At 69.3% G+C, this 22,931-nt stretch carries 13 protein-coding genes; 10 read left to right on the top strand and 3 right to left on the bottom strand.

The genetic code is table 11. The features are described 5' to 3' along the window. Positions 1 to 123 precede the first annotated feature (123 nt). On the bottom strand, positions 124 to 1,569 hold the full coding sequence (locus ACF088_RS31530; protein ID WP_392379294.1) for an oxygenase MpaB family protein: 1,446 nt from the start codon (positions 1,567 to 1,569) through the stop codon (positions 124 to 126). An 802-nt stretch (positions 1,570 to 2,371) separates the two neighbouring features. Between ACF088_RS31530 and ACF088_RS31525 the strand changes: the two genes are divergently transcribed. After that, entirely contained in the window at positions 2,372 to 3,724 is a 1,353-nt protein-coding gene (locus tag ACF088_RS31525; RefSeq protein ID WP_392379293.1) for a cytochrome P450, read from the top strand. 28 nt (positions 3,725 to 3,752) lie between these two features. Here ACF088_RS31525 and ACF088_RS31520 read toward each other — a convergent pair whose 3' ends face one another. Further along, positions 3,753 to 4,817, bottom strand: a complete 1,065-nt coding sequence (locus ACF088_RS31520) for a D-alanyl-D-alanine carboxypeptidase family protein (protein WP_392379292.1) — start codon at positions 4,815 to 4,817, stop codon at positions 3,753 to 3,755. Positions 4,818 to 5,055: 238 nt separating this feature from the next. Beyond that, positions 5,056 to 5,460, bottom strand: a complete 405-nt coding sequence (locus tag ACF088_RS31515; RefSeq protein ID WP_392379291.1) for a hypothetical protein — start codon at positions 5,458 to 5,460, stop codon at positions 5,056 to 5,058. Between the two features lie 1,015 nt (positions 5,461 to 6,475). Here ACF088_RS31515 and ACF088_RS31510 point away from each other — a divergent pair. From ACF088_RS31510 to ACF088_RS31470, 9 genes are all read left to right on the top strand, one after another. Further along, positions 6,476 to 8,113, top strand: a complete 1,638-nt coding sequence (locus tag ACF088_RS31510; protein ID WP_392379290.1) for a BTAD domain-containing putative transcriptional regulator — start codon at positions 6,476 to 6,478, stop codon at positions 8,111 to 8,113. Between the two features lie 130 nt (positions 8,114 to 8,243). Further along, positions 8,244 to 10,445, top strand: coding sequence for a TOMM precursor leader peptide-binding protein (locus ACF088_RS31505; RefSeq protein ID WP_392379289.1), 2,202 nt, complete (start codon positions 8,244 to 8,246; stop codon positions 10,443 to 10,445). A 26-nt stretch (positions 10,446 to 10,471) separates the two neighbouring features. Then, a complete protein-coding gene (locus ACF088_RS31500; RefSeq protein WP_392379288.1) occupies positions 10,472 to 12,391 on the top strand; it encodes a TOMM precursor leader peptide-binding protein in 1,920 nt (639 codons plus the stop codon). Between the two features lie 72 nt (positions 12,392 to 12,463). After that, on the top strand, positions 12,464 to 14,074 hold the full coding sequence (locus tag ACF088_RS31495; protein WP_392379287.1) for a nitroreductase family protein: 1,611 nt from the start codon (positions 12,464 to 12,466) through the stop codon (positions 14,072 to 14,074). A 16-nt stretch (positions 14,075 to 14,090) separates the two neighbouring features. Next, positions 14,091 to 16,868: a lantibiotic dehydratase gene (locus ACF088_RS31490; RefSeq protein ID WP_392379286.1), complete on the top strand. Its 2,778-nt coding sequence runs from the start codon at positions 14,091 to 14,093 to the stop codon at positions 16,866 to 16,868. Continuing rightward, positions 16,865 to 17,953 carry a lantibiotic dehydratase C-terminal domain-containing protein gene (locus tag ACF088_RS31485; RefSeq protein WP_392379285.1) on the top strand — a complete coding sequence of 363 codons (1,089 nt, stop codon included), beginning with the start codon at positions 16,865 to 16,867 and terminating at the stop codon, positions 17,951 to 17,953. The genes ACF088_RS31490 and ACF088_RS31485 overlap by 4 nt, the downstream gene beginning before the upstream one ends. Positions 17,954 to 19,302: 1,349 nt before the next feature. Next, the gene (locus ACF088_RS31480; RefSeq protein ID WP_392379339.1) at positions 19,303 to 20,223 is read left to right on the top strand and encodes an ATP-binding cassette domain-containing protein; all 921 of its coding nucleotides are present in this window, start codon (positions 19,303 to 19,305) and stop codon (positions 20,221 to 20,223) included. After that, entirely contained in the window at positions 20,220 to 20,975 is a 756-nt protein-coding gene (locus ACF088_RS31475; RefSeq protein WP_392379284.1) for an ABC transporter permease, read from the top strand. Before ACF088_RS31480 ends, ACF088_RS31475 begins: the two co-directional genes overlap by 4 nt. Next, positions 20,972 to 22,903 (top strand): TOMM precursor leader peptide-binding protein, encoded by a 1,932-nt coding sequence (locus tag ACF088_RS31470; protein ID WP_392379283.1) that lies wholly within the window; start codon positions 20,972 to 20,974, stop codon positions 22,901 to 22,903. The genes ACF088_RS31475 and ACF088_RS31470 overlap by 4 nt, the downstream gene beginning before the upstream one ends. Positions 22,904 to 22,931: the final 28 nt, after the last annotated feature.

The raw sequence follows: 22,931 nt of genomic DNA, 5'->3' as shown, positions 1-22,931 counted from the left end.
CGGCGACCGCGAGCGCGACGACGCCCCCGTCCCGCCGCCCCGCCGCGTCAGGCACCTGCGGGAATCGCCACTGAATTGCCAAGGCCATCAGTGGCCGCCCCGGCACTTCGCCCGCATCGGCCGCTATGGGCGTCCAAGGAGTTGGCTGCCGGCCGTGTTGTCGGTGCGGGCGGTGAAGTAGTCGGTGAAGGCCTGGACGAATTCGTCTTCGGTGATGCGGCCGTCGCCATCGTGGTCGAGCCGGCGGAAGCCGTGGTTGAGTTCGGCGGGGTGGACCCGGGAGCCGCCGAAGATCGTGCGGTACTCATCGGCGCACAGGTGTCCGCTGCCGTCGGTGTCCGCAGCGTGGAAGATCGCCCGCACCGCGACCTGCAACCCCTGCTCGAGATAGCCCGGGCCGGCGTCGATCCCGGTGAGCATGGCCGTGACGAACTCCTCGCAGGTCACCTGTCCGTCGTCGTCAGCATCCATGCCGGTCCGCAGGTGCTGCCACCAGGTCTCGAAGGCGGCATAGACGCGGGCTTCACGCTCAGGGGTGAGTTCGAGCGGCCAGCACACGTTGTGCGCCATGGCCTGCAGATCGGCCGAGCTGATGCGGCCGTCGCCGGTCTGGTCGAGGACCTGACGGAAGAAGGTCCGCAGACGCGCCGGGCGGGAATCGGCACCCTTGCGGCGGCGTGGTGCGGGAAGCCGGACCGGGCTTGCCTCCGGCGGGGAAGGACGGTCGGTGGAGGCGGAGGGAGGCTGCGAAGTCGAGGAGTTGCCCGCCAGTGGGGTGCGGTAGCGGCGGTGCTCGGGCAGCGCATTCATCAGCACGCGCATGCCACGGTGCAGGATGAAGGACAGCAGGGCCGCGCTGCGGGTGCGGGGCAGGTGGAAGCGCTCGCGGAACGCCTCCGGCAGGTCCGCGATGGTCAGCGCACCGATCACGTGGGCGGCCACCGCCCGCACAAGCGGCCAGGCCGGCTTCAGGCGGCCGAGGCGGCGGGGTGCGGGTGCTTCACGGAGCATGTCGTAGAGCAGATAGCGCACGGGTTCGCTGTATTCGAGGCGCTCGCGGATCGTGCGGTCCATATACGCGGGCACGTCCGCGGCCGTGGCCGGGAGCAGGTCGTCGGAGAGGCCGAACTCGGCACACACCGCGCGGAATTCTCCGTACATCCGATCCAGTTCAGGCGGCGCCAGCGGGCGTCCGGACAGTTCCCGCATCGCCGTCATGCACTCGTACAAGGTGACCAGCACCCACACCCGCACCGCCGGGTCCAACGCGGTGAACGGCCTGCCCTGCTCGTCGGTCCCGGCCAGACGGCGGTGCGTGCGCTCCAGACGGGCAACCTCACGGCGTAGCCCTTCACGGTCGGAGAAGAACAGCCGCTTCCCGCTGTCCATGGTGTGCTCGATACGCCGCCACGGGTGCGCGCGGTAGGTGGAGAAGTTGGCCATGCCGGCGGCGACCGCCGGATCCGCGGTCTGCAGCACCAGCAGCCGCCACGCCACCAACCCGATCCGCCACTCCCCCAGCGTGCGGCGCAGCAGCGAATCAGGACCAGGAAGATCAGCGGTAGCCAAGGGGAGGTCTCCTCAAGCACGTGTACAGGAATGAGCAGGGGACGCCCGAAGAGCGATCATCCGGCTATCCGCCCAGCCCAACGGTCCTACCGGAATCGGGGAGCGGCCAGGTTCCCGAATTCACCCATCCGAGACACGCCACAGGGCCGCGGAAACGGGCGATTCAGACACGGGACTTCTCCCGGGCGCCGCCGCTACCCGAGTACGAGATTCCGGGCAGAGCGGATTCTCTGGGGTCAAAGGGTGCGGGGCGAGGTGGGGCGGGGCGGGGCGGGGCGAGGTGGGGCGGCTTGATGCAGCTCAGCGCCAGTGCTGCGGCCGATTCGAGCGCAACAGGTGTGGTGGTGCCATCGCTGGATCGATCGGTGGGCGTCACTGCGCCCGGGTCGCCTGCCATCAGGAGAGTTCGGGTAGGGCAGCGCTGGTGCCGTCGTCGCTCGGCAGGTCAGCCCCGCTGGAGTTGTACGAGGCTTCTGGAGCTGTACGACGCTTCCGGGACGGCGCTGGAGGCGTAGTGGGCGCGCGCATCTCCAGGCCCCATATGAGGCACGCCTCGGTGTGCACCGGGGCGGCTCATTCCAGCCCCCGGCGCCCTCGACTGGCCGAGATCCCGATATCGCGCTGAGTGCCCGTTGCGCTACCTTCCGTGATGCATGCGCTGCTCGACCTGGGGGGACGTCGCCGGGCGAGTGGTTCCCGGTGTGTCCCGAACGCCGGCACCCGCATCACCGGCCCCTCACGTCCCGAGGAGCACTACGCGGTCGCCGGGCAGGCACGGGCCCGCGGCCAAAGGAAGGCACATATGGTCACCGCCGCTCGTCTCACGGCTCCTCCCACCGCTCCCGGACGCCTTCCGCTGATCGGCCACGCGCTCGAAATGTGGCGGCGCCCCCTGGAATTCCTCGATTCCCTCACCGCGTACGACCAGATCGTTGCCGTCTACCTGGGACCCACACCGACCTACGTCCTCGCCGGACCGGAGGTCGTCGACCGGGTAATGGTCGCCGACGCCGGCCACTTCGCGAAGGGCCGCTCGTTCGAGAAGCTCCGCGACTACCTCGGCGAGGGCCTCGCCACCTCCGAAGGGCCCTTCCACCTCCGCCAGCGGCGCCTGATGCAGCCGGCCTTCCATCACCGGCAGATCGATCACTACGCGCGAGCCATGGCGCGGCTGGCCGACGAACGATTCGCCTCCTGGCAGGCCGGACAGGTTGTCGACGTCACCCAGGAGATGGTTGACCTCTCCCTCGCCATCGTCACCTCCACGCTGTTCTCGACCGCACTCGACGAGCACATTGCCGCGGACATCCGCCACGACGTGCCCGTCGTGCTCCGCGGCGTGTACAACCGGGCCATCGATCCGACCGGCCTTTGGCAGAAGCTCCCCACTCCCGGCAACCGCCGCCTTGCGGCCGCACACGACCGGCTGCGCCGGGCCATCGACCACCTCATCCGCACCCGGCGCACCGGCCTCCCCGCCGAGCAGCCGGACCTGCTGTCGATGCTCCTGCAGGCCCAGGACGCCGACGGCGGCACCACCATGACCCACCAACAGGTCTACGACGAACTCATCACACTGCTGGTCGCCGGCACGGAGACAGCGGCAGGCGGGCTGGCTTGGCTCTTCCACGAGCTGGGCCGGCACCCCGCCGTCGACCGCAAACTCCATGAGGAGCTGCGGACGAGGAGCGGAGAGGCGCCGTCGTTGGAACACCTCGGCCATCTCCCGTACACGCGGCGGGTGGTGGACGAGGCACTGCGTGTGCGCAACCCCGGAGGCGTCACGATGCGACGAGCGACCACGGAGGTCGAACTCGCGGGCTACCGGTTTCCCTCAGGTGCCGAGTTCATGTTCAGCGCCCTTGTCCTGCACCGGAACCCGCACCACTTCCACGACCCCCTGACGTTCGATCCCGACCGCTGGCTGCCCGGCCAGAAGGCCGCTCCCCGCGGCGCGTTCCTTCCCTTCGGCGCCGGAAGGCACAGGTGCATCGGTGAATCGTTCGCGCGCGCGGAAATGACCACGGTGGTCGCGGCCCTGGCGCGCCGGTGGCGCCTGGAGCCGCTCCCAGGGGCGCAGGTACGGGGAGTCATGACATCTACCAACCACCCCGCCAACCTCCTGATGAGAGTCGCTCCTCGCGAGGCGAGGTGACATCTCGGCAGGCGGGGGCGCTGCCCGTTCAGTGAGCGAAGCCCCAGTCGAGCATCTTGGTGGCGTCGTCGAAGCGGCCCTTGTCGTCCTTGAGGATCGCGCCGACCAGGGTGCGGTTGTCCCGCTTGGCGGCGAAGACGAGGGCGTAGCCGGCCTCCGGGCCGCTGCCCGTCTTGATGCCCAGGGCACCGTCGTAGCTGCTCAGCAGGGTGTTGGTGGTGTCCCAGGTGTAGTACCGGGTGTGGCCGTTGGCCGCCGGGGCCTCGGCCTTGAACTGCTTGTTCTTCACGATGTCGGCGAACACCGGCTGCAGCATGGCGCGCTGGCCGAGCTTGGCCAGGTCGCGGGCGGTGCTGTGGTTGTTGCCGTGCGAAATACCGTCGAAGCTGTCGAAGTGCGTGCCGGTCAGGCCCAGTTGTTGCGCCTCGGCGTTCATCTGGTTCACGAAGTCGGCGATCCGTGCGTCCTCGGTGTCCCCGGAGCCGAGGTTGTCGGCCAGGGCCATCGCGGCGTCATCGCCGGACGGGATCAGCATGGCGTGCAGCAACTGCCCGACGGTCAGCGTGTCGCCGGTCTGGAGGTCGGCGGTGCTGCCGCCGACCTTCTGGACGTAGTCCCGGTACTCCTGCTTCACCGTGATCTGCCGGTTCAGCCACTCCGGATGCTTGAGCACCACCAGGGCAGTCATGATCTTGGTGGTGCTGGCCATCGACACGCTCTCGTCCGCCTTGGCCCCGCCCCACAGCTCCCGCTCCTGGCTGCCGTCACGGGCGTCCAGCAGGAAGGCGTGGTCGGCGTTGATCTGGGGAGCGGCCTGGTCCTTCGCGTCCTGCCCATCGGCGGCCTTGCCCTTGACGGCGTGCTGCGCCGCTTGGGCGGACCGGAACTGCCGCTGCGCGCCCTGCTTCTGGCCGGCCGGCGTGGTGGCCTCGCCGCCCTGCCGGCCGTTCTCGTCTGCGGAGTGCGTGGCGCCGGGGGTGGCCGCCTCGGCGAGGCCGCCGGCGGAGATCGGCAGGGCGGCACCGACAAGTGCGACCATCGCGACCCGGACTCCGGTGCGGTGTATTCGGTTGGGTTTGGCGTGGGAACCCATGGGGCGTCCATCCTTCCGGCGAAGGGACGCCGGCATGTCGTAGAACTCGTTTCCCAGTGAACCTACTTGTGCGGCGGCAGGGGCTCAAGTCGGCTACGTCATAGCCGTGTAACGGGGTTCACCTCTGTGGTGTTTGCGCAGGTGACCGACCGGGCCTGTGGGGTCGCTCGCGCGCAGCGCGGCGCGCCCGATGCCCGGCGCCCATCGGTGATCGCCGGGCATCGAACGCACACCGCGGTCAGTGGTTGCAGTGCTCCAGCTTGTCGTCGAGAGGCTTGGCGAACTTGTGGACCTTCTGAAGCGCCGCCTTAGGGTTGGCGGCATTCAGCCCGGCACGCATGGCCTTGGCATGTGCGACGAACTTGGCGTACATCGCCTGGCGGTCCTTCGGCACGGTCGACTTCGCGGCATCCAGCATGCCGATCCACCGGTCGAAAGAGCTCTTGACCTTTCCGACATCGTTGCTCGTCGAAAGCACGTCGAAGATCTTCTTCAACTCAGTACAGCTCGGCGCACCCGCCGCCGCCCCGGCGCTGTGCCCCTGAGAAGCCGGCGCTGCGAGAGCGGTACCGGCCACTCCGGTCACGGCGGTGACGGCGAGAAGTAAGGATGCCGCTGCCCTGGCGGTGCTGCTTTTCGTCATGTTCTGTCTCCTGACTTGTTACGTACCGATGCGTCGGTTCTTTCCATCGACTCAAGGCCATCGGGTACGGGACCGCTGAGTCGCAAGAGATCCGCACGTCACATACCGTTCCCGAGAGGGAGCCCTCCCTAAGGAATGCCGTCGGACAATGCGGGTCGCTTCCTGCACTCCGTTATGCCCGATGACACTGACAGTCGCCTTGGCGGATCACTGACACCCAACTGACAGATCACTGTCACCCTCGAGAAGGGAGTGATGTCTGTGGTCACGGCCAACCAAAAACCCCAACGCAATCTGGCCGATTCCGGCTGTGCGAGAAATGCGCTCTCCCCTTGGCGAGAGCCTCGACGGACGGCTGCCCCGCGCCGCAGCCAGTCCTCCCGTGCAGCACTTTCCGCAAGATCGCGGCACGGGCACAGGCGGGGCGCCCCCTCGGGGCGCCGTCTCGGCCAACGAGCCAGAATGGCTGGATCAATGCAGTAATGCCAGGCGACCTCTCGCTCGACCACCCGCCCGGAATCCCGGAACAGCAGGATGGGCGGACGCCCGGCCGGCGATCCCCGGGCGGCTACTTGGTCAACTTTTCGCAAAGCGAGTCGCCGGGCGTAAATGATTAGTCAAGAGATCGTAATGTGCCGGGTGAGAATTCGATCGGCGGTACCTGAGCGAGACGCGGGTCGCGTGCTTGACGCCCAGGCGTCTCCGGTGTCAGCCCTTTCCGGGTGTGTTAGCGTCGCCTCGAATCACAACGGGGTTGCGCAGAGCGGGGATAGCGCGGGGTGCGCCGAGAGGGCAGGAAGAGAACCCGTGCCTCCGTGGATTGCGTCGACGGGGGGATAAATCGTTGATGGTGCACCAAGACAAACCACAGTTTGTACAGATAAGTCCCACAGGGCACGGTATTCCGGGGCATGGCGGCGTGGGAGATACCGTTCCCCAGCAGCGAGGGACGAGAACTCCGCGTCTTTTATTTCGCGTGCTCGGCCCACTGAGCATAGGCAATGAAACGGAATCCGTGGTGATTCCTTCCTCCAAGCCAACCGTCTTATTAGGGGCCTTGCTCCTGCACGCCAATGAAACGGTGTCGCAGGAGTACCTGCGCAACGCACTGTGGGGCGATGAACGGCCAACCGCGGCCGGTGCTGCGATCCATACCACCATGCTGCGGCTACGGAAACTGCTGGACAAATACGCGCTGGGTGGCGCCTCCGCCGGCAACATCGAGACCGTACCCGGTGGCTACCGCATCTCCGCCGACGCCGGCACACTCGACCTCCTCGCCTTCCGCAAGGCCGTGCAACGGGCGGGCGAGGCGGCCTCGGAGAAGGACGAACTCGGCCTGCTGCGAAGCGCCTTGAGCAACTGGCAAGGAGCTCCGGTGGCCAACTTGGTCTCACCGGCTCTGCACGACGGAGTAGCGGCGGCCCTGGCTGAGGAACGCATCAACTCCCTGGCGCGATGTCACGAAATCGAGCTGGCGCTCGGCAACTGCGCTGCGATCATTCCTCACCTACGTGCGCTGACCGCCGAGTACCGGGGCAATGAACAACTCACCGCCCAGCTGATGGAAGCGCTCTACCGCGCCGGGCGGCAGAGCGAGGCCCTCGGCGCCTACGGTTCCATCAGCCGTTTTCTGCGCGAGACTTTCGGGGTGGACCCCGGTCCCGCACTGCGCCAGCTTCACCTGGCCATTCTCCGGGGTGAGATGCTCGGAGCCGCCGTCCCTCCCGCTCGCCAGGGGACAGTGGTGGCCGTCGCCCGTCCGCCCGCCGACCTCAAGGATTTCTCCGGGCGCCACAGCGAACTGGCCGACATCCAGGAGTTGTTGGTCCACCAGTCGACACCCGCCATCGTGGTCGTCTCCGGGCTTCCCGGGGTCGGTAAGACCGCACTCGCCGTCCGGCTCGCCCGGCACCTGTGCGAAGGGCTTCCGGACAGCAGCGGGTTTCCTGGCGGGTGGCACTTCCTCGACGCCCGCCACAAGGCCCTGCCCGACAGGCCCGCGCCCCAGGAACACGCCTTGATCGTGCTCGACGGGGTACGGAGCAGCGATGAGGCATTGCCGGCACTGGACTGGGCCGAAGCCCACACCGTAGTCATCACCAGCCGGCACAGCCTCGCCGACTTGGTGATCAGCCGGGGGGCCACCGTCTTTCGGCTGAGATCCTGGCGCAGGGCTGAGTCGCTGGCATTTCTCACCTCCGTGCTCGGTCCTCGGAGCACAGAAGCGGAACCGGAGGCGGCCGACGAGCTGGCCGCTCTCTGCGGCGACCACCCGCTCGCCCTGCGCATCCTGACCACGCGTCTGCTCCTGCGCCCCGGGCACGATCTGGCATCGGCGGTGGGGACGGTGCGCGCCACCTCTCCGGCCTCGCTGACGGTCGGCGGGCGCCAGGGCGCCTCAGTGGGGCAGAGGTTCGACGACTATCTCGGCACCCTTCCGCCGCCCTGCGCGGAGCTCCTGCGGGAGCTGGCCGCCGCGCCGGAGAACCGCTTCAAGCTGTCAGAGGGCGCGGCCCTGCTCGGCCGGTCGGAGGACGAACTCCAAAGCCGGCTCGACGAACTCCTCGAGGCCGGCGCGGTCGAGTACCGCCCGGGCGGCCTCTACGGCATCCACACCCTGATGCGCAGCTACCTCGCCTTCGGCAGCTGAAAAGGCCGGGAAGACCTCGCCCCATCGTGCTCCGGCGCACCACGGGGCGTCATCAGCACGCACTCAACCAGGCCCATGGGGCCGAATCCCCGGGACCGCACGGTCCGGGAGACAAGGACGGACAGAGAACGTGTCAGTGCCACAGGTGATTCCGTTCGGCAACGCCCGTGTACGGATCAAGCGTGATGTGCTCTTTACGGAGACCGACGACGGGGTGCTCTTCCACAATGCCTCCGGCGGCTTCCAGCTCACCGGCCGCTCGGCCTACCGGTTCGCCACTCTGATCGTTCCCTACCTCAATGGCGAACACACCGTGCGCGAGCTGTGCGACATGCTCCCGCCGTCCCAGCAGCAGATGGTCAACACCCTGGTGCGCATGCTCATGGACCGTGGACTCGCCCGCGACGTACCGCTCCTGGACGACCGGGCATCGGTACCGCTCGAACCGTCCGTTGCCGAACACTTCGCACCCCAGATCGAGTACATCGACCACTACGAAGACCAAGCCGCACAGCGCTTCCACCGCTTCCGCACCGCCCGGCTGGTCGTCCTGGGCGACGACGCGATCGCCAACTGGTGCGCGACGAGCGCCCTCCGTAACGGCATCGCGGCGGTGCATTTCTCCGGCCCTGCGGAGGTCTTTGCCCAGGCCGTCAAGGAAGCCGGAGTGCTCAGCGAAGCCGGCTGCCCGGCTCGGGTGGAGCAGCTTCCCGAACGTAACGGCCTGTTCGACTGGGCCGATCTCGACGGTGCGGAACTGGTCGTGTGCACCGGACGTCAGGCTCCTGCCCAGGTCGTGCGGCTGTTGTCGCAAGGCGTACCGCAAGGGAGCAGAGTGCTGCCGCTGACCATGTTCGGTCACCGTGTGGTGGTCGGACCGCTGACCTCCGGCGATGCGGGCGCCTGCTGGTCGTGCGCCATGCTGCGGCTCGGCTTCAATGGCGACGCGGGCGCGGCCGCCGACGTCTGGCGCGCGGTGACCACCGGAGGCGACCACACGGGAGTCCGCCCCGGTCGTCATCTGTCCGCGATCCTCGGCAACCTGCTCGGCTTCGAGGTCTTCCGCGAGATCTCCGGCGTCCTGCCGCCGGAGACCGAGGGCTCGGTCATCGTGCAAGAGGTCGACTCCTTCGACACGGGCGTCACCACAGTCCTGCCTCATCCGTTGTGCACGCTCTGTGACAGTGCCGGCGCCGTCCCGGACGCACCGGTGGTCAACTGGCCGGGGCTGAAGCCGACCACTCCGCTGGACTCCTCCGTGCCCTCGTCCACCGACGACGGGCCCGACCCGGCGATCGAGCCGCTCGACGAGCTCACCGCCCGACTGGTGGCAGGAGCCAGCGGTGTCTTCCGCGAGTTCGACGACGAGTGGCCCACTCAACTGCCGCTGAAGGTCAGCCGGTTGCGCTTCGGCACCGGCGCCGGGAACCGTCGTGTGGTCACCGCCTTCGACCTGCATCATGTGGCCGGTGCCCGGATGCGGGCGCTGCGCGCTGCGGCCGGCGAGTACCTCGATCTCGTGACCCCGGCGCCGGTGGTGCCGGCCGAGCGGGCCCAGGGGACCGAGCGTATCGACCCCACCGTGCTGTCCACGTTCAGCGGCATGGACCTCGGTGACCTGCCCACCGGAGCGTGGTGCCTGGCCGCCTCCCTGATCGACGGCAGTGAGCTGCTCGTCCCGGCCGCCGCGGTACGGCCGTACGCACCGTTCCACAACCCCGCCGGCACCTTCACGGCCACCACGGCGGGACTGGGCACGGGCACCTCTCTTGCCGACGGCGCCTACCGGGGGCTGTACTCCGCACTGGCCCATCTGGCGGTCACCACTGCCATGCGTTCCGGCGCCCGCGCTCCGCTCGTCGCCCCGGAAAGCCTGACCGGCGACGCCGAACTGGCCTTCCTGCTCAGCAGCGCGGCGAACCTCGGTGTCGACGCCGAGCTGCTGCACCTCCCTGTCGCCGGAGCGGCCACCGTGCTGTTGGCCCGCACCCGGGCGGCCGACGGCACGCCGTCGTGGGCGGTCGGCGCGGACGGCTCCCCCACCAGGGCGGCCCGGATCGCGCTGCGCGATCTGCTCGGGCAGTGTCAAATCCTCGCCGAGCGGCCGGAGGAAGGGTCGGGCGGTCACCAGTTGGTCGACTCCTTCGACCCGTACACCGTCCTGGGCGGCGAAGTGACCGCGCTCGCGGAGCAGGCTACGGAGATGCCCGCCGCGCTGACGACGTTGCGCGCCGCCGGATACGAGCCCTACGCGGTTGCCGACGGCTCTCCTGACCTGCGGCAAGCAGGCCTGCACGCGGTGCGGGTGCTCCTCGCCGCCACCCGGTCATGATGCGCGCCGGGACGACGGTAGGGCAGGTGGAGCCACAATCCGGGCCGGGCCGGGCCACGCTGCCCGCCGTCCTCGCCCCCTTCCTCGATGAGCTCGGCCTGGTGGCCGACACCGGCCGACTGGGCGTCCGCGACGAGCTGACCGCTCCTGCGGCCGCCGCCACGGACCGGCCCACTGTCGCCTTGCGCTTCTACGGGCAGCTGGCCGTCATCGGCCCGGTGTACGGGCCGGGCGCCCCGCGCCCGTGCGGCCAGTGCCTGAATCGCCGGTGGCAGGCGGTGCGCAGCAAGGAACTGCGCGATGCGCTGGAACTGGGCGGCCGCACCACCGAGGTGGGCAGCACCCCCTACCTCGTCCCGTTCACCGTCGAGGTCATCGGCCGGACGCTGAGCCGGCTCGCCGCCGCCCCGGGCCGGTGCGACGGTGACACCGCCGCGGCTTCGGCGCGCGTGGTACTGCTGGACCTGCGCTCGCTGCGCTCGCGCGGTTTCGTGCTCACCGCCGACCCCGAGTGCCAGGCGTGCGCCGAGGTCACCAGCGAGGACGAGCAGCACGCCGGGCTCGAACTGACGCCCTCCCCAAAGCCGGCGGAAGGCTCCTTCCGGTCGAAGTCGCTGGACGAACTGGCGTTGGACGAGGCGCAGTTGGCCAACCCGGTGTGCGGGGTACTGGGGACCGTGGTGATGCGTGAGTACGACTCGCCGACCACGGCCTCGACCATCGGCCGGATGGATCTGCGCTCCGGCACTCATCTGCACGAGACCTTCTGGGGCGGCCACACACTCCGTTACCGGGAAAGCGCCCGGGTCGGGCTGCTGGAGGGGCTGGAGCGCTACGCGGGCATGCGGTCGCGGACCCGCGCCGCAGCCACCGTGGCCAGCCTGCGGGAACTGCGGGAGACCGGCCATCGGGTGCTCGACCCGCGTGCCTGCGGGGTGTATTCCGAGGAGTTCTACCGCGACAATCCGCGCGGGGTGGAGCCCTTCACCGAAGAGCGCACCATCCCCTGGGTCTGGGGCCGCTCCCTGCGCGACGGGGAACCGGTGCTGATACCCGAGCTGCTCAGCTACTACCACGCGGCGCCATTGGCGGAGCGTTTCGTCCAGGAGTGCTCCAACGGCTGCGCCTCCGGCAGCTCCCTCACGGAAGCAGTCTATTTCGGACTGATGGAGCTCATCGAGCGGGACGCCTTCCTGCTCGCCTGGTACGCGGCCCTGCCGCTGCCGGAGATCGACGGCACCACCAGCCGTTCGGCCACCACCCGCGTGCTGATCGACCGGCTGGCCCTGCACGGCTACCGTGCCCGGTTCTTCGACGCCCGGATCACCTTCGGCGTGCCCGTGGTCGTCGCCGTCGCCGAACGGATGGACGGCGGCCGGGGCACACTCGCCTTCGGTGCCGGCGCCGGCCTCTGCCCGGAACAGGCGCTGCGGGCCGCCTTGGTGGAGATCGCCACTGACGCGCCCCAGCTGGCGCGCCGGGCCACCTGGAACCACGACCGGCTCGCGCCCATGGTGGACGACTTCGACCAGGTGATCGCCCTGCACGATCACTCGTTGCTCTACGGGCTGCCCCAGATGCGGCGGCACGCGGAATTCCTGCTCGCCGAACGCGGCACACGCTCGATGGCGGAGACCTACGCCGATCTGGACCAGCGGCTGCGACCCGCACCGGATCTGCTTCAGGACGTGGAGGCATGTGTGGGCCTGCTCGCCGAGGCCGGCTTCGATGCCATCGCCGTGGACCAGAGTCTGGAGCTGCAGCGAAGGCTGGGGCTGAGCACCGCTGGAGTGATCGTCCCCGGACTGCTGCCGATCGACTTCGGCTGGTCCAGACAGCGCGCGCTGCTCTCGCCGAGGCTGCGCACCGCTCCCCGCCAGGCCGGATTCGCCGACCGGGACCTGACCGAGGCCGACTTCCACCGCGTGCCGCACCCCTTCCCCTGATCGATGCCCCTGCCCGCCACCCGACGCCGATACGACCGACCCGCACACCAGCCTTCGGAAAGGACCTGCGCCGTGGCCTACGCCCATGACTACCTCAACGCCGTGCTGAACCGCGCACGTGACGGAATGCCGCCCTACGGCTTCCAGCCGAACTGGGCCGACGCCCCCCGGCAGACCAAGCTCTACCGGGGACTGGACCTCATCGAGTTACCGGTGAGCTCTGCCGATGCCACGGAGTCCGACGCCCTGCTCCGCGACGCCTTCATACCGCCGGCCGCCGGCGGCACCGCCGGCTTCACCGTGGACCTGCTCTCAGGGATGCTCCTGGAGTCCTACGGTCGGCTCAGCCGCCGCATCGAGATCAATGCCAACGACGATGTGGACAAGGTCCAATTCTACCGATCGGCCAAGTTCAGCCGCGGTACCGCCTCCGGCGGTGGCCTGTACCCGGTGAGCATCTACTGGGTGGCCGGCCCCAGTGCCCCGGTCCAACCGGGCGTCTACTACTACAGCTCTCCCCACCATGGTCTGCAGCGGCTGCTCAGCGGGGACGTCAGCAGCCAGGTTGCCCAGGCCCTGGCCGTCAGCGGTGAACCTCCGGTGGAGACCGACCAGTTCATGCTGCTGGGCCTGAAGTTCTGGCAGAACGCCTTCAAGTACAACAGCTTCAGCTACCACGCCACCACCATGGACATCGGTACCGTTGCGCAGAGCTGGCGGCAGTGGGCGGGCGCCCGGGGACTGGACATCCAGCCGGCCTTCTGGTTCGACGAGCCCCGGCTGGGCGAACTCATCGGCGTACACCCCGATGACGAGGGAATTCTCGCCGTCGTCCCCCTCACCTGGGCCCCGGCCCGCACCCAGCGGCCTGCGGACACCGTGCCGATGCGCTCCTCGGTGGCACACCCCGAGGAAGAACGCTCCCGCAGGGTGCTGCGGTTCGAGACGCTCCAGGCCATCCACAGCGACACGCTCACCGGGGCAGCTCGTCGCCCCGACGCACACGCCCTGTCGTCTGCCCGGGCCCTGCCGCCGCGCTCCGCCGCGCGCATCCCGCTCGAACCTGCCGAGTTCGGCGAGGCACGCCTGGCGGACGCCCTGGGAAACCGCCGCAGCAGCTTCGGCGGCTTTTCCGACGTACGCCCCCTCTCGCAGGGGGAGTTGAGCACCCTGCTCACTGCCGCCGAAGCGGGTGCCGCCCTGCCCTGTGACCTCTCCCCGGCCGAAGACCAACGCCTCGGCCTGGTCAAGTTCGGTGTCTTCGTCAACCACGTCGAGGGCGTCGAGCCCGGCAGCTATGAGTACGACCCGGACCAATCCGCCCTGGCCCCCGTCAAGGCCGGTCACTGTGGCACGTTCCTGCAGCGCAATTACTTCCTCAACAACTACAACGTCGAGCAGGCCGCCGCCGTCATCGTGCCCGTCATACGGGGCGACGCCGTCATCGACGGCGTCGGACCGCGCGGCTACCGCCTCATCAACGCCCTGACCGGCGCCGTCGCCCAGGCCGTCTACACCGCAGCCGCCGGGTTGGGTATCGGCTGCGGCGCCGCCCTGGGCTTCGACAACATCTCCTACATGGAGGAACTCGGGCTGGCCGAGACCCGGGAGATGCCGCTGTTGATGCTGATGGCCGGCCATGAGCGGGGCGGCTTCGCCGGCTGCCGGTTCGAGAACAGGTGAGGCGAGACCACACACCATGACCACCGCATCCCACCCGCTCTCCGCCACGGAGACGCCCTTGCCGTCGTACGACACTCTGCTCGGCCCGCGCTTCATGGCCCGCGTCAGCGGTCTCCCCTTCGACGTGGTCGCCGGATTGCGTCAGCCCCGTTCCCGGGCCTGGGCCGAGCAGGTGGCCGATGCCAGGCACCGGCTGCTGACCAAAGGCGAGCGGCTCAGCGACGAGCTCCACGGCCTGGTCAAGGCCAACAACGACAGTCGCTTGCGCGGCCAGTTGCTCAACGCCCGTCGCAAGCTCTTCACCGGCGCGATGCCCCGGAACGGCGAGGAGCTGGCCGACCGCATCGGCGGCGGCCTCGGTGCCGCCCTGCGCGCTTGGATGGAAGGCCACCGTGAGCTCGACCGCATGCTCGATGACCCGGTGGTCGACGAGGAGCTCACCCTCGCCCGCAGGCAGCTCAGAGAGCTGTCCGCACAACCACGGCTGCGTCAAGGACTGTTGCTGGCCTCCTCCACCCTGGACGAACAGCTCGGCGCCTATCTGCACACCACACCCGGCACCGCCCGGCTCTCCAAGAAGCAGCGGCGCATCGAACGCTCCTTGCTGGAGTACGTCTACCGCAGCGCCTGCAAGACCAGCCCGTTCAGCTCCTTCACCGGTCTGGCCCTCGGCGAGTTCCGGCAGACGGCAGGTCCCGACTTCACCCTCACCGTTGACGACCTCTGGAGTGACCACACCCAGCTGAACATCGCCGTCCTCGGGCGGCTCGCCGAACTCATCACCGCCGACGAGCGGCTGCGGCCGGATCTGCCGGTCACCCTGGTCACCGGCTGGACCAGCGACACCGACCGGATCCGATACGTCCGCCGTACCGTGACCACGGGCGACGACACCGTCAGCGCCAGCTTCGACTCCGTCAGCGAGACCATGTTCTTCCTCCGCCACAGTGGAGGACTGGACGCACTCATGGCCCTCTGCGAGGGGGGCTCGACCCTGCGCTACGGCGAGCTGCTCACCCTCTTCGCCCAGCGCGTCACGGCCGACGCCGAGGAGTGCGAGCGCTATCTGGCCACCCTGCTGCGGCTCGGCCTGCTCTCCGTTCCCCCGCTCGCCGTCGACATCCATCACCCGGACCCGGTACGTGGCTTCGCCGACGCCCTCCGCTCCCTCGACCGTCCGTGGTCCGACAAGATCGCCGAGGCGCTGCACGGCGTCAGCGGCCTGGTCCAGGCCTACCGCGGCGCCCCGCTCGCCGAACGCCGGCAGATCCTGGACGAGGTCCGGCGGACCCTCACCGCCGTCCATCGTGACCACGCCTGGGAACAGCAGGCCACACTGCCGCCCACCCTGGTGTACGAGGACACCCGGGCCGCCACCAGCGTCCTGCCGCTCGACGCAGAGTCCTTCCACCGGCACACCGGTCGCTCCCTGGCCTCCCTCTCGCGGATCATGCCGGCCTTCGACATGGCCCTGCCGCACCGGCTGACACTGCGCGGCTTCTTCCTTGCCCGCTACGGCCGCGGCGGCACCTGCTCCGATCTTCTCGGCCTGGTGAGCGACTTCCAGGAAGACATCTACGACCAGTATGTCCAGGTTGCCTCCGCCCGCACCCCGTTCGCCGACGACGGCAGCTATACGCCCGCGGAGAACTGGCTCGACCAGCCGGAGATCACCGCTGTGGACGACGCCCGGCGACTCTTCGCCGAGCAGATGACCGCCCTGTGGGAAGGCGCCGGCTCCGGTCACGATGCCGTCAAGGAGATCGAACTTGACGACGACTTCGTGAGTGCGGTCGCCGGCAAACTCCAGCCGCTGACTCCGGACTTCCGACCAGCCGCCCACTTCCTGCAGCTCTCGGCCTCCCCGGACACCCCGGCCGTCCTGAACCGCTCCTGGGGCGGGCTCTTTTTCCCCTTCTCCCGGTTCAGCCACGGCTTCGACGACCTCGGCCTCGCCGAGCGACTGCGTACCTGGCAGCAGCGGATACGCCCGCGGGGCGCCGTCTTCGCCGAAGTCACCGGAGGCACCGCCCGTACCAACCTCAATCTGCACGGCCGGCTGACCGATTACGAGATCGTCTGTCCCGGCGAGCACAGCACCGCCCCCGAGGCAGCACGCATCCCGCTGGAGGATCTCACCCTCAGCCACGACCCCGGCTCCGACCGCCTGAGGCTCACCTCCCGCAGGCTGGGACGCGAAGTCATTCCGGTCTACTTCGGCTATCTCGTCCCGATGGCGTTACCAGAGGTGGCGCGCATCCTGCTCCTGCTCTCGCCCTCCGCCATGGTCTCCCCCGACCCCTGGGGAGGTGTCCCGAAGGGCTCGGCCAACGACGGCGTACTGTGTCGGCCCCGGGTGCGCCACGGCGGCGTGGTCCTCAGCAGGCGCCACTGGTCCGTCCCCGCCCGGGCGCTTCCGCTGCGCCGGCCGGAGGAGAACACCGCTCGCTGGTTCCTGCGCTGGCAGGACTGGCGGCGACAACACGGCATGGACGCCCAGGTGTTCGTCACCCTCCACACACGGCAGCCGGAACCGTTGCCGGGCACCGGCGGGGCAGCCGCGCCCGTACGCCGGCACAAACCGCACTACCTCGACTTCGACAGCTGCCTGTCCCTGAACCTCTTCGAGCACTTGGTGAGCGCCGAGGTGGAATCGGTGACCGTCACCGAGATGCTCCCCACCGCCGACGACCTGCACACCACCTCGCGCACCGGCCGCCACATCACCGAGGTCGCGGTGGAGACCTTCACCCCGCTGCCCTCCAGCCGCCCCGACTCCCGTGAGGAACGATGACCTCCTACCCCGTGCTGCCGCCCGCCGAGGGAGTGCCGGCGGCGGACGACCGATGGCTCGCGGTCTACATCTTCTACGCAGGCAGCCCGCGCCCGCTGCTGACCACGTGCATCAAGCCGCTCTTCGCCGAACTCACCTCCGCGGGCCTGATCCGTCAGTACTTCTTCCTCAACTACTGGCTCGAAGGCCCCCACATACGGGTGCGCTTCCAACTTGCCGACCCTTCCGATGCCGTCATGCGGGATGCCGTCAAAGCCAGGGTCGAGGACGCGGTCTCCGCCTTCCTGCGCCGCCGCCCCTCGCTCTACGAGGTCAAGTCCGATTTCTATGTCGGCCTCTACAACACCCTCTTCGACCTTGAGTACACCGACGCGCAGCGCCAGGCCCACCTCGGTGAGGACGGCCGCATGCGGCTGCGAGCCAACAACTCCTTCCACTGGACCGCCTACGAGCCGGAGTACGACAAGTACGGCGGCCCGGTCGGAACAGAGCTCGCGGAGTGGCACTTCACCCGCTCGACCGACCTCGTCATCGACGCCATGGCGGTGATGAACCTGCACATGCGCAGCGTGCTGTTCGGCCACGCCGGCCAGCTGATGATGGTGATGTGCTCGGCCTTCCTCGACGAGAACCCGGCCGTCGTGAGATTCCTGGAGCGCTACCGCGACTACTGGCACAGTGCGTTCAGGGACACCGACCTGGTCTCCGGCTCCGACTTCGACCGCAACTACGACCCCATGGCCACCGCCGTGGCCGAGCGGTTCGGCGCCATCAGCAAGGCCGTGAGGGAGGGGGCGGGCCACCGCCTGCCCGGGTCGCTCGGCGCCTGGGCCGAGCACTGCCTCGAACTGCGTCGGCGCGTCACCGAACTGGCCCGTTCGGGGCAGTTGGTCTTCCCCTCCTGGGAGCGCACCCACCGGATCACCGTCACCGACCCGGGCGAGGCCGTGGCGCGGCTGCTCTCCGCCTATCTGCACATGACCAACAACCGGCTGCACATCACCCTCACCGACGAGGCCTATCTGGCTCATGTGCTGGTACGCGCCCTGACCGAGCCGAGTGACGAAGCGGAAGGCGCGGCCTGATGAGCACCGCGGCACTGCTCGACGGCCGGCCGCGCCGGGCACCGGGCCTGGTCATCGGTCCCGCCGTGTTACGCGGTACACGTACCGTCCATCTGATCAAGGACCGCGCCAGCGGGCGGTTCTTCGAGATCGGCCCCAAGGAACGCTTCATCATCGAACGGCTCGACGGCGCCCGCAGTCTGGCCGAGATCGGCGAGGAGTACGCCCGTGCCTTCGGCCGGGTCATCGACGAACAGGCGTGGGGCGCCATCCTGGCCACCCTGTGGCGTCGCTCCTTCTTGGAGGCCCCGGACGGCCGCCGCCCCGGTCCCCCCAAGCCCCCCGGTCTCCCCAAGCCCCCCGGTCCGCAGCCCACCGGGCCCCGGGGCCTGACCGGCTCGGTGAGCTGGGGCGACCCGCAACGGCTGCTCACCCGGCTGCACCGTCGCACCCGCTGGGCGTTCACCCCTGCCGCGGCCGCGGTGACCCTGCTGCTCTGCGGCGGGATGCTGCTGTGGCTCACGCTGCACACGCCGCAGCTCCTCGACGAAGTCCCGGTGCTCTACCACCATCCCGAACTGGCGGTGCTGGTCGGGTACCTGCTGTGGGTCAGCTCGGCCCTGCACGAGGTGGGGCACGGTCTGTGGTGTCACCACTACGGCGGCCGGGCCACCGACATCGGCATGCGATGGCGACTGCCGATGGTGACGTTCTACTGCGAGGCCGACGACGTTCTGGTGCTGTCCTCCCGGCGGGAGCGGGTGACCACGGCGGCGGTCGGGGTAGTGATGAACCTCGTGTTCCTGCTGCCGTTCTTCGCCGTGAGGTGGGTGTTGCCGCCCGGCGACACCACCCATGACAGCCTCTCCGCGCTGCTGGTTCTCGGCGTGCTGCGGGCCCTGGTCAACTACCTGCCGCTGCCCGCTCTGGACGGCTACCGGATGCTCGAACACGGTTGGAACGTCATTGATTTGGGCCCGCAGGCCTGGGCCTATCTGCGGCGGGACCGCCGGGCGGAGTCCGGGTACGGCCCGCGGGCGAAGCGGATCTACCGCGGCTACCTCGCCCTGTTCACCGTGAGCGTGCTCGCGGTGACCGCCGTCGTGGTCCTCCTGGTGGTGCACTTCACCTCCGGCATCACCCGGGTGACCGTACTGGCAGCGGGCGTGGTGTGGACCGCCGTCTCGCTCACCATTGCGGTGCGCCGCCCCACGGCCCGCCGTGCCGCGCCCGCGGAACCGGCGGACCCCCCGCCCGCGGAACCGGCGGACCCCTCACCCGCGGAACCGGCGGACCCCTCACCCGCAAGTACGGCGCAGTCCCGTGCCCGGGCAACCTTGCCACGCAACAGTCGAAGGAGTGCTCCCCTCGTGAAAACCCCACCCCCGGACGAGCCCGTAGTCATCGTCCAGGACCTGCGCAAGTCCTACGGCGAGACGGTCGCAGTGGCCGGAACGTCCTTCGTTGTGGGGAAGGGAGAGTTCTTCGGCATCCTCGGACCCAACGGCGCAGGAAAGACCACCCTGGTCGAGATCCTCTCAGGCCAGCGCACCCCCGACTCCGGAACCGTCACCCTCTTCGGCCAGAGCCCTTGGCCGCGCAGCATGGCCGTCTACCGCCGACTCGGCATCCAGACCCAGGCGTCCTCCTTCTTCCCCGACCTCACCGCGCTGGAGCACCTGCAGACCATGGCCGGGCTCTACGGCCTGCCCCGCTCTGCTGCAGACGAGGCGCTGGAGAAGGTGAGCCTGACGGGCTCGGCCACGGTGCGGGTGACCAAGCTCTCCGGGGGCCAGCGGCAACGGCTGGCCCTCGCCTCCGCCTTGGTGCACAGCCCCGAACTGCTCTTCCTCGACGAGCCCACTGCCGCCCTCGACCCCGAGGCCCGCCGTGGGTTGTGGGGGCTGTTGTGCGAGATCCGCGCCCAGGGGTGCTCGATCCTGTGCACCACTCACCACATGGACGAGGCAGAGCAGCTCTGTGACCGTACGGCGATCATCCAGCACGGCGCGGTCATAGCGCTGGACACCCCCCGGCAACTCGTTCGCGAGGCCGGCGGTCCCAGCCGGATCTCCGTTCCCGCCGACCTACTCAAGGCCGAGGCCGCCCGCGCGCTGCCCGGCGTGCTCAGCGCCGAGCAATCCGGCACCGATGTGGTGATCGGCACCGAGTCCGTCTCGCAGGTGCTCGCCTCCCTGGGCTCGGTCGTCGACCTGGAGCAGGTGGAGACCCGCCGCCCCACCCTCGAGGACGTCTATCTCAACCTGACCGGAGTGGAGTTCACCAAGTGACCGGATTCATGCCGCTGGTAAGGGCGCACTTCCTTGCTACCAGCCGCAACAAGGCGGAGCTGTTCTTCACCTTCGCCTTCCCGCTGATCTTCATCGTCGTCTTCGGCCTGATCTTCGGCTCACGGCCTGCCGACGGCGGCAAGAACGTCATCGACTACCTTGCCCCCGGTGTCCTTTCCTGGGGCGTGGGCAACGCAGCCGTCTTCGGCGTCGCGTACTCACTGGTGAAATGGCGCGAGACCGCGCTGCTGCACACCATCCGCCGCACGCCCACGTCGGTACTGACCGTGCTCGGCGGCCGACTGGTGATCGTGCTCTGTGTGGCGCTGGCCCAGGCTGTGCTCTTCCTCGCCATCGCCATGGCGCCACCGTTCCGTCTCCACGTGACCGTGAGCGGACTCGCTCTCACCGTGCCGGTACTGCTCTGCGGTGCACTGGCCTTCTTCGCCGTGGGTGTGGTGGTCGGCAATATCTGCCGCACTCCCGACGCGGTGGGCGCCTTCGCCAACTGTCTGATGGTGCCCATGGCGTTCCTCAGCGGATCGTTCATCCCCCTCAGCCAGTCCCCCGACTGGCTGCGTACGGTCTCCCACGCCCTGCCGCTTCGCTATATGAACGAGGCGATCACCGGAGTGCTGGACGGTGGCACCGCTTTCGGTCCCTGGGCCCTGCGCTGTCTGGCCCTGCTCGTCTTCGCCGCAGTGCTGTCAGCCCTGGCCGTCAAGACGTTCCGCTGGGAGAACGCCGCATGAGCCGCCCGGCCGATCGCACTCGCTTGCGGTACACCGCCGCGTCCGAGGCCCTGCGGAGCGCCTTCGCTGTCCGGCAGGCGGAGCTGGAACCGCACGTCGAGCCGCCGGGCGTCGTCACCCTCGGCATCCACGACGTACTGACTGCCGGTGCACCCGATCCGGAAGCCACCGCACGGCCCACCGCCACCGTCCACCTCGCGCCGGACATCGCCGTGGTCGGCCCGTTTCCCGACGACTCCGGCGCGCCCGGCCCCTGCGGGCACTGTCTTGCCCTGCGCTGGCAGCGGCTGCGCCCCGAGTTCCAGCGCCAGGCGCTGGAACTCGGCGGCAGGCAGCAGGCCTTGGGGGAATGGCCGCTGCTGCTGCCCTCCGCCGTAGAGGCCTTGTGGCAACTGCACCGGGCCGTCGGTGCAATGCGCCCGTCCGCCGACCGACGGCTGGGGACGGCCCGGGTCTGGGCAATGGATCTCGGCAGCCTGCTGGTGCGCTGTTTCCCGCTCGCCCCGGACCCCCTCTGCCCCGGCTGCGGCCCGGCCGACGGCGAACCTCAGACCGCGGAACTCCCCGCGGCGCCCAAGCGGAACCCCGAGGATGACCGGGCCCGCAGCACGGAGAGCTTCGAGTTACCCTCCGACGCCCTGATCAACCCGGTCTGCGGTGTCCTCGGCGCCACCACGTTCGTCACCGTCACGGCGCCCACCACCGCCCCCGTCACCGGCCGCGTGATGATCACCGGCCATTACGGCCTGGCCGAACTGACCTTCAGCGGCCAGGCCAACTCGTATCGCAGCAGCCGCGACCTGGCCCTCTTCGAAGGGCTGGAGCGGTACGCCGGCATCAGCCGCCGGCACCGTGGCGAGATGGTCCTCGCCGCCTATGACGACATCCGCGACCATGCCCTCGACCCTCGCGCCTGCGGTACCTACTCGGACCTGACCTACCAACTCGACGATGCCTGCACACCATTCGACCCGACCCGGCCCATCCCCTGGATCAGGGGGCGTGAACTCACCACCGGCCGCGCCGTCCTGGTACCCCGCCGGCTTGTCTACTACGGCGGCGAGACCTGCGACGACAACTTCGTCTTCGACTCCTCCAACGGCTGCGCCAGTGGCTCCACCCTGACCGAGGCGGTGCTCTTCGGCCTGCTGGAACTCATCGAGCGCGACTCCTTCGTGCTCGGCTGGTACGGCGGTGCGGCCTTGCCGGAGATCGACGTCAGTGCCGTCCCCGACCCGGAACTGCACATGATGCTCGACCGCGCGGCCCTGCACGGCTACGACGTCAAGCTCTTCGACAACCGCGTCGACCTGCCGGTCCCCGCCGTAACGGGACTCGCGGTGCGCCGCGACGGCGGGCCGGGCCTGTTGTCCTTCGCCGCCGCGGCCGGGCTCGACCCGCGCCGCGCGATCCTGGGCGCGCTTTCGGAGATCCTCACCTACCTGCCCGAGCTGCCCCGGCGCTTCCGGGACCGCGCCGAGGAACTGCACGCCATGACGGACGACTACTTCCTGGTGCGCCGGCTCAGAGACCATCCGGCACTCTTCTCCCTGCCCGAGATGGCCCCGCACGCCGCCCGCTACCTGCACCCGGGCACCACTGTGCCCTACGAGGACGTCTACGCCGACTGGCAGCGCAGCCGGCCGCGCACCACCGACCTGCGCGACGACGTCGCCCTGATCACCGACGCGCTGGCCGCCGCCGGCCACGAGGTGATCGTGGTGGAACAGACCACGCCGGAACAGCGCGGCCTGGGACTGCACACCGTCGCCACCATCGTGCCCGGCCTGCTCCCGCTCGACTTCGGCTGGGCACGCCAACGGGCCCTGCACATGCCCCGGATGTTTTCCGCCTACCGCCGCGCCGGCTGGCGGGAACACGACCTGACCCGGGACGACCTCCACCTCGTCCCCCATCCCTTCCCTTGAGCCGGCCGCTGCGACAGGACGTCGCCTC

It is taken from the genome of Streptomyces sp. NPDC015125, assembly GCF_043080045.1.
Taxonomy (GTDB): domain Bacteria; phylum Actinomycetota; class Actinomycetes; order Streptomycetales; family Streptomycetaceae; genus Streptomyces.
The sequence above is the reverse complement of the archived record's forward strand: the minus strand, read 5'-3'. Positions and strand labels throughout refer to the sequence as shown.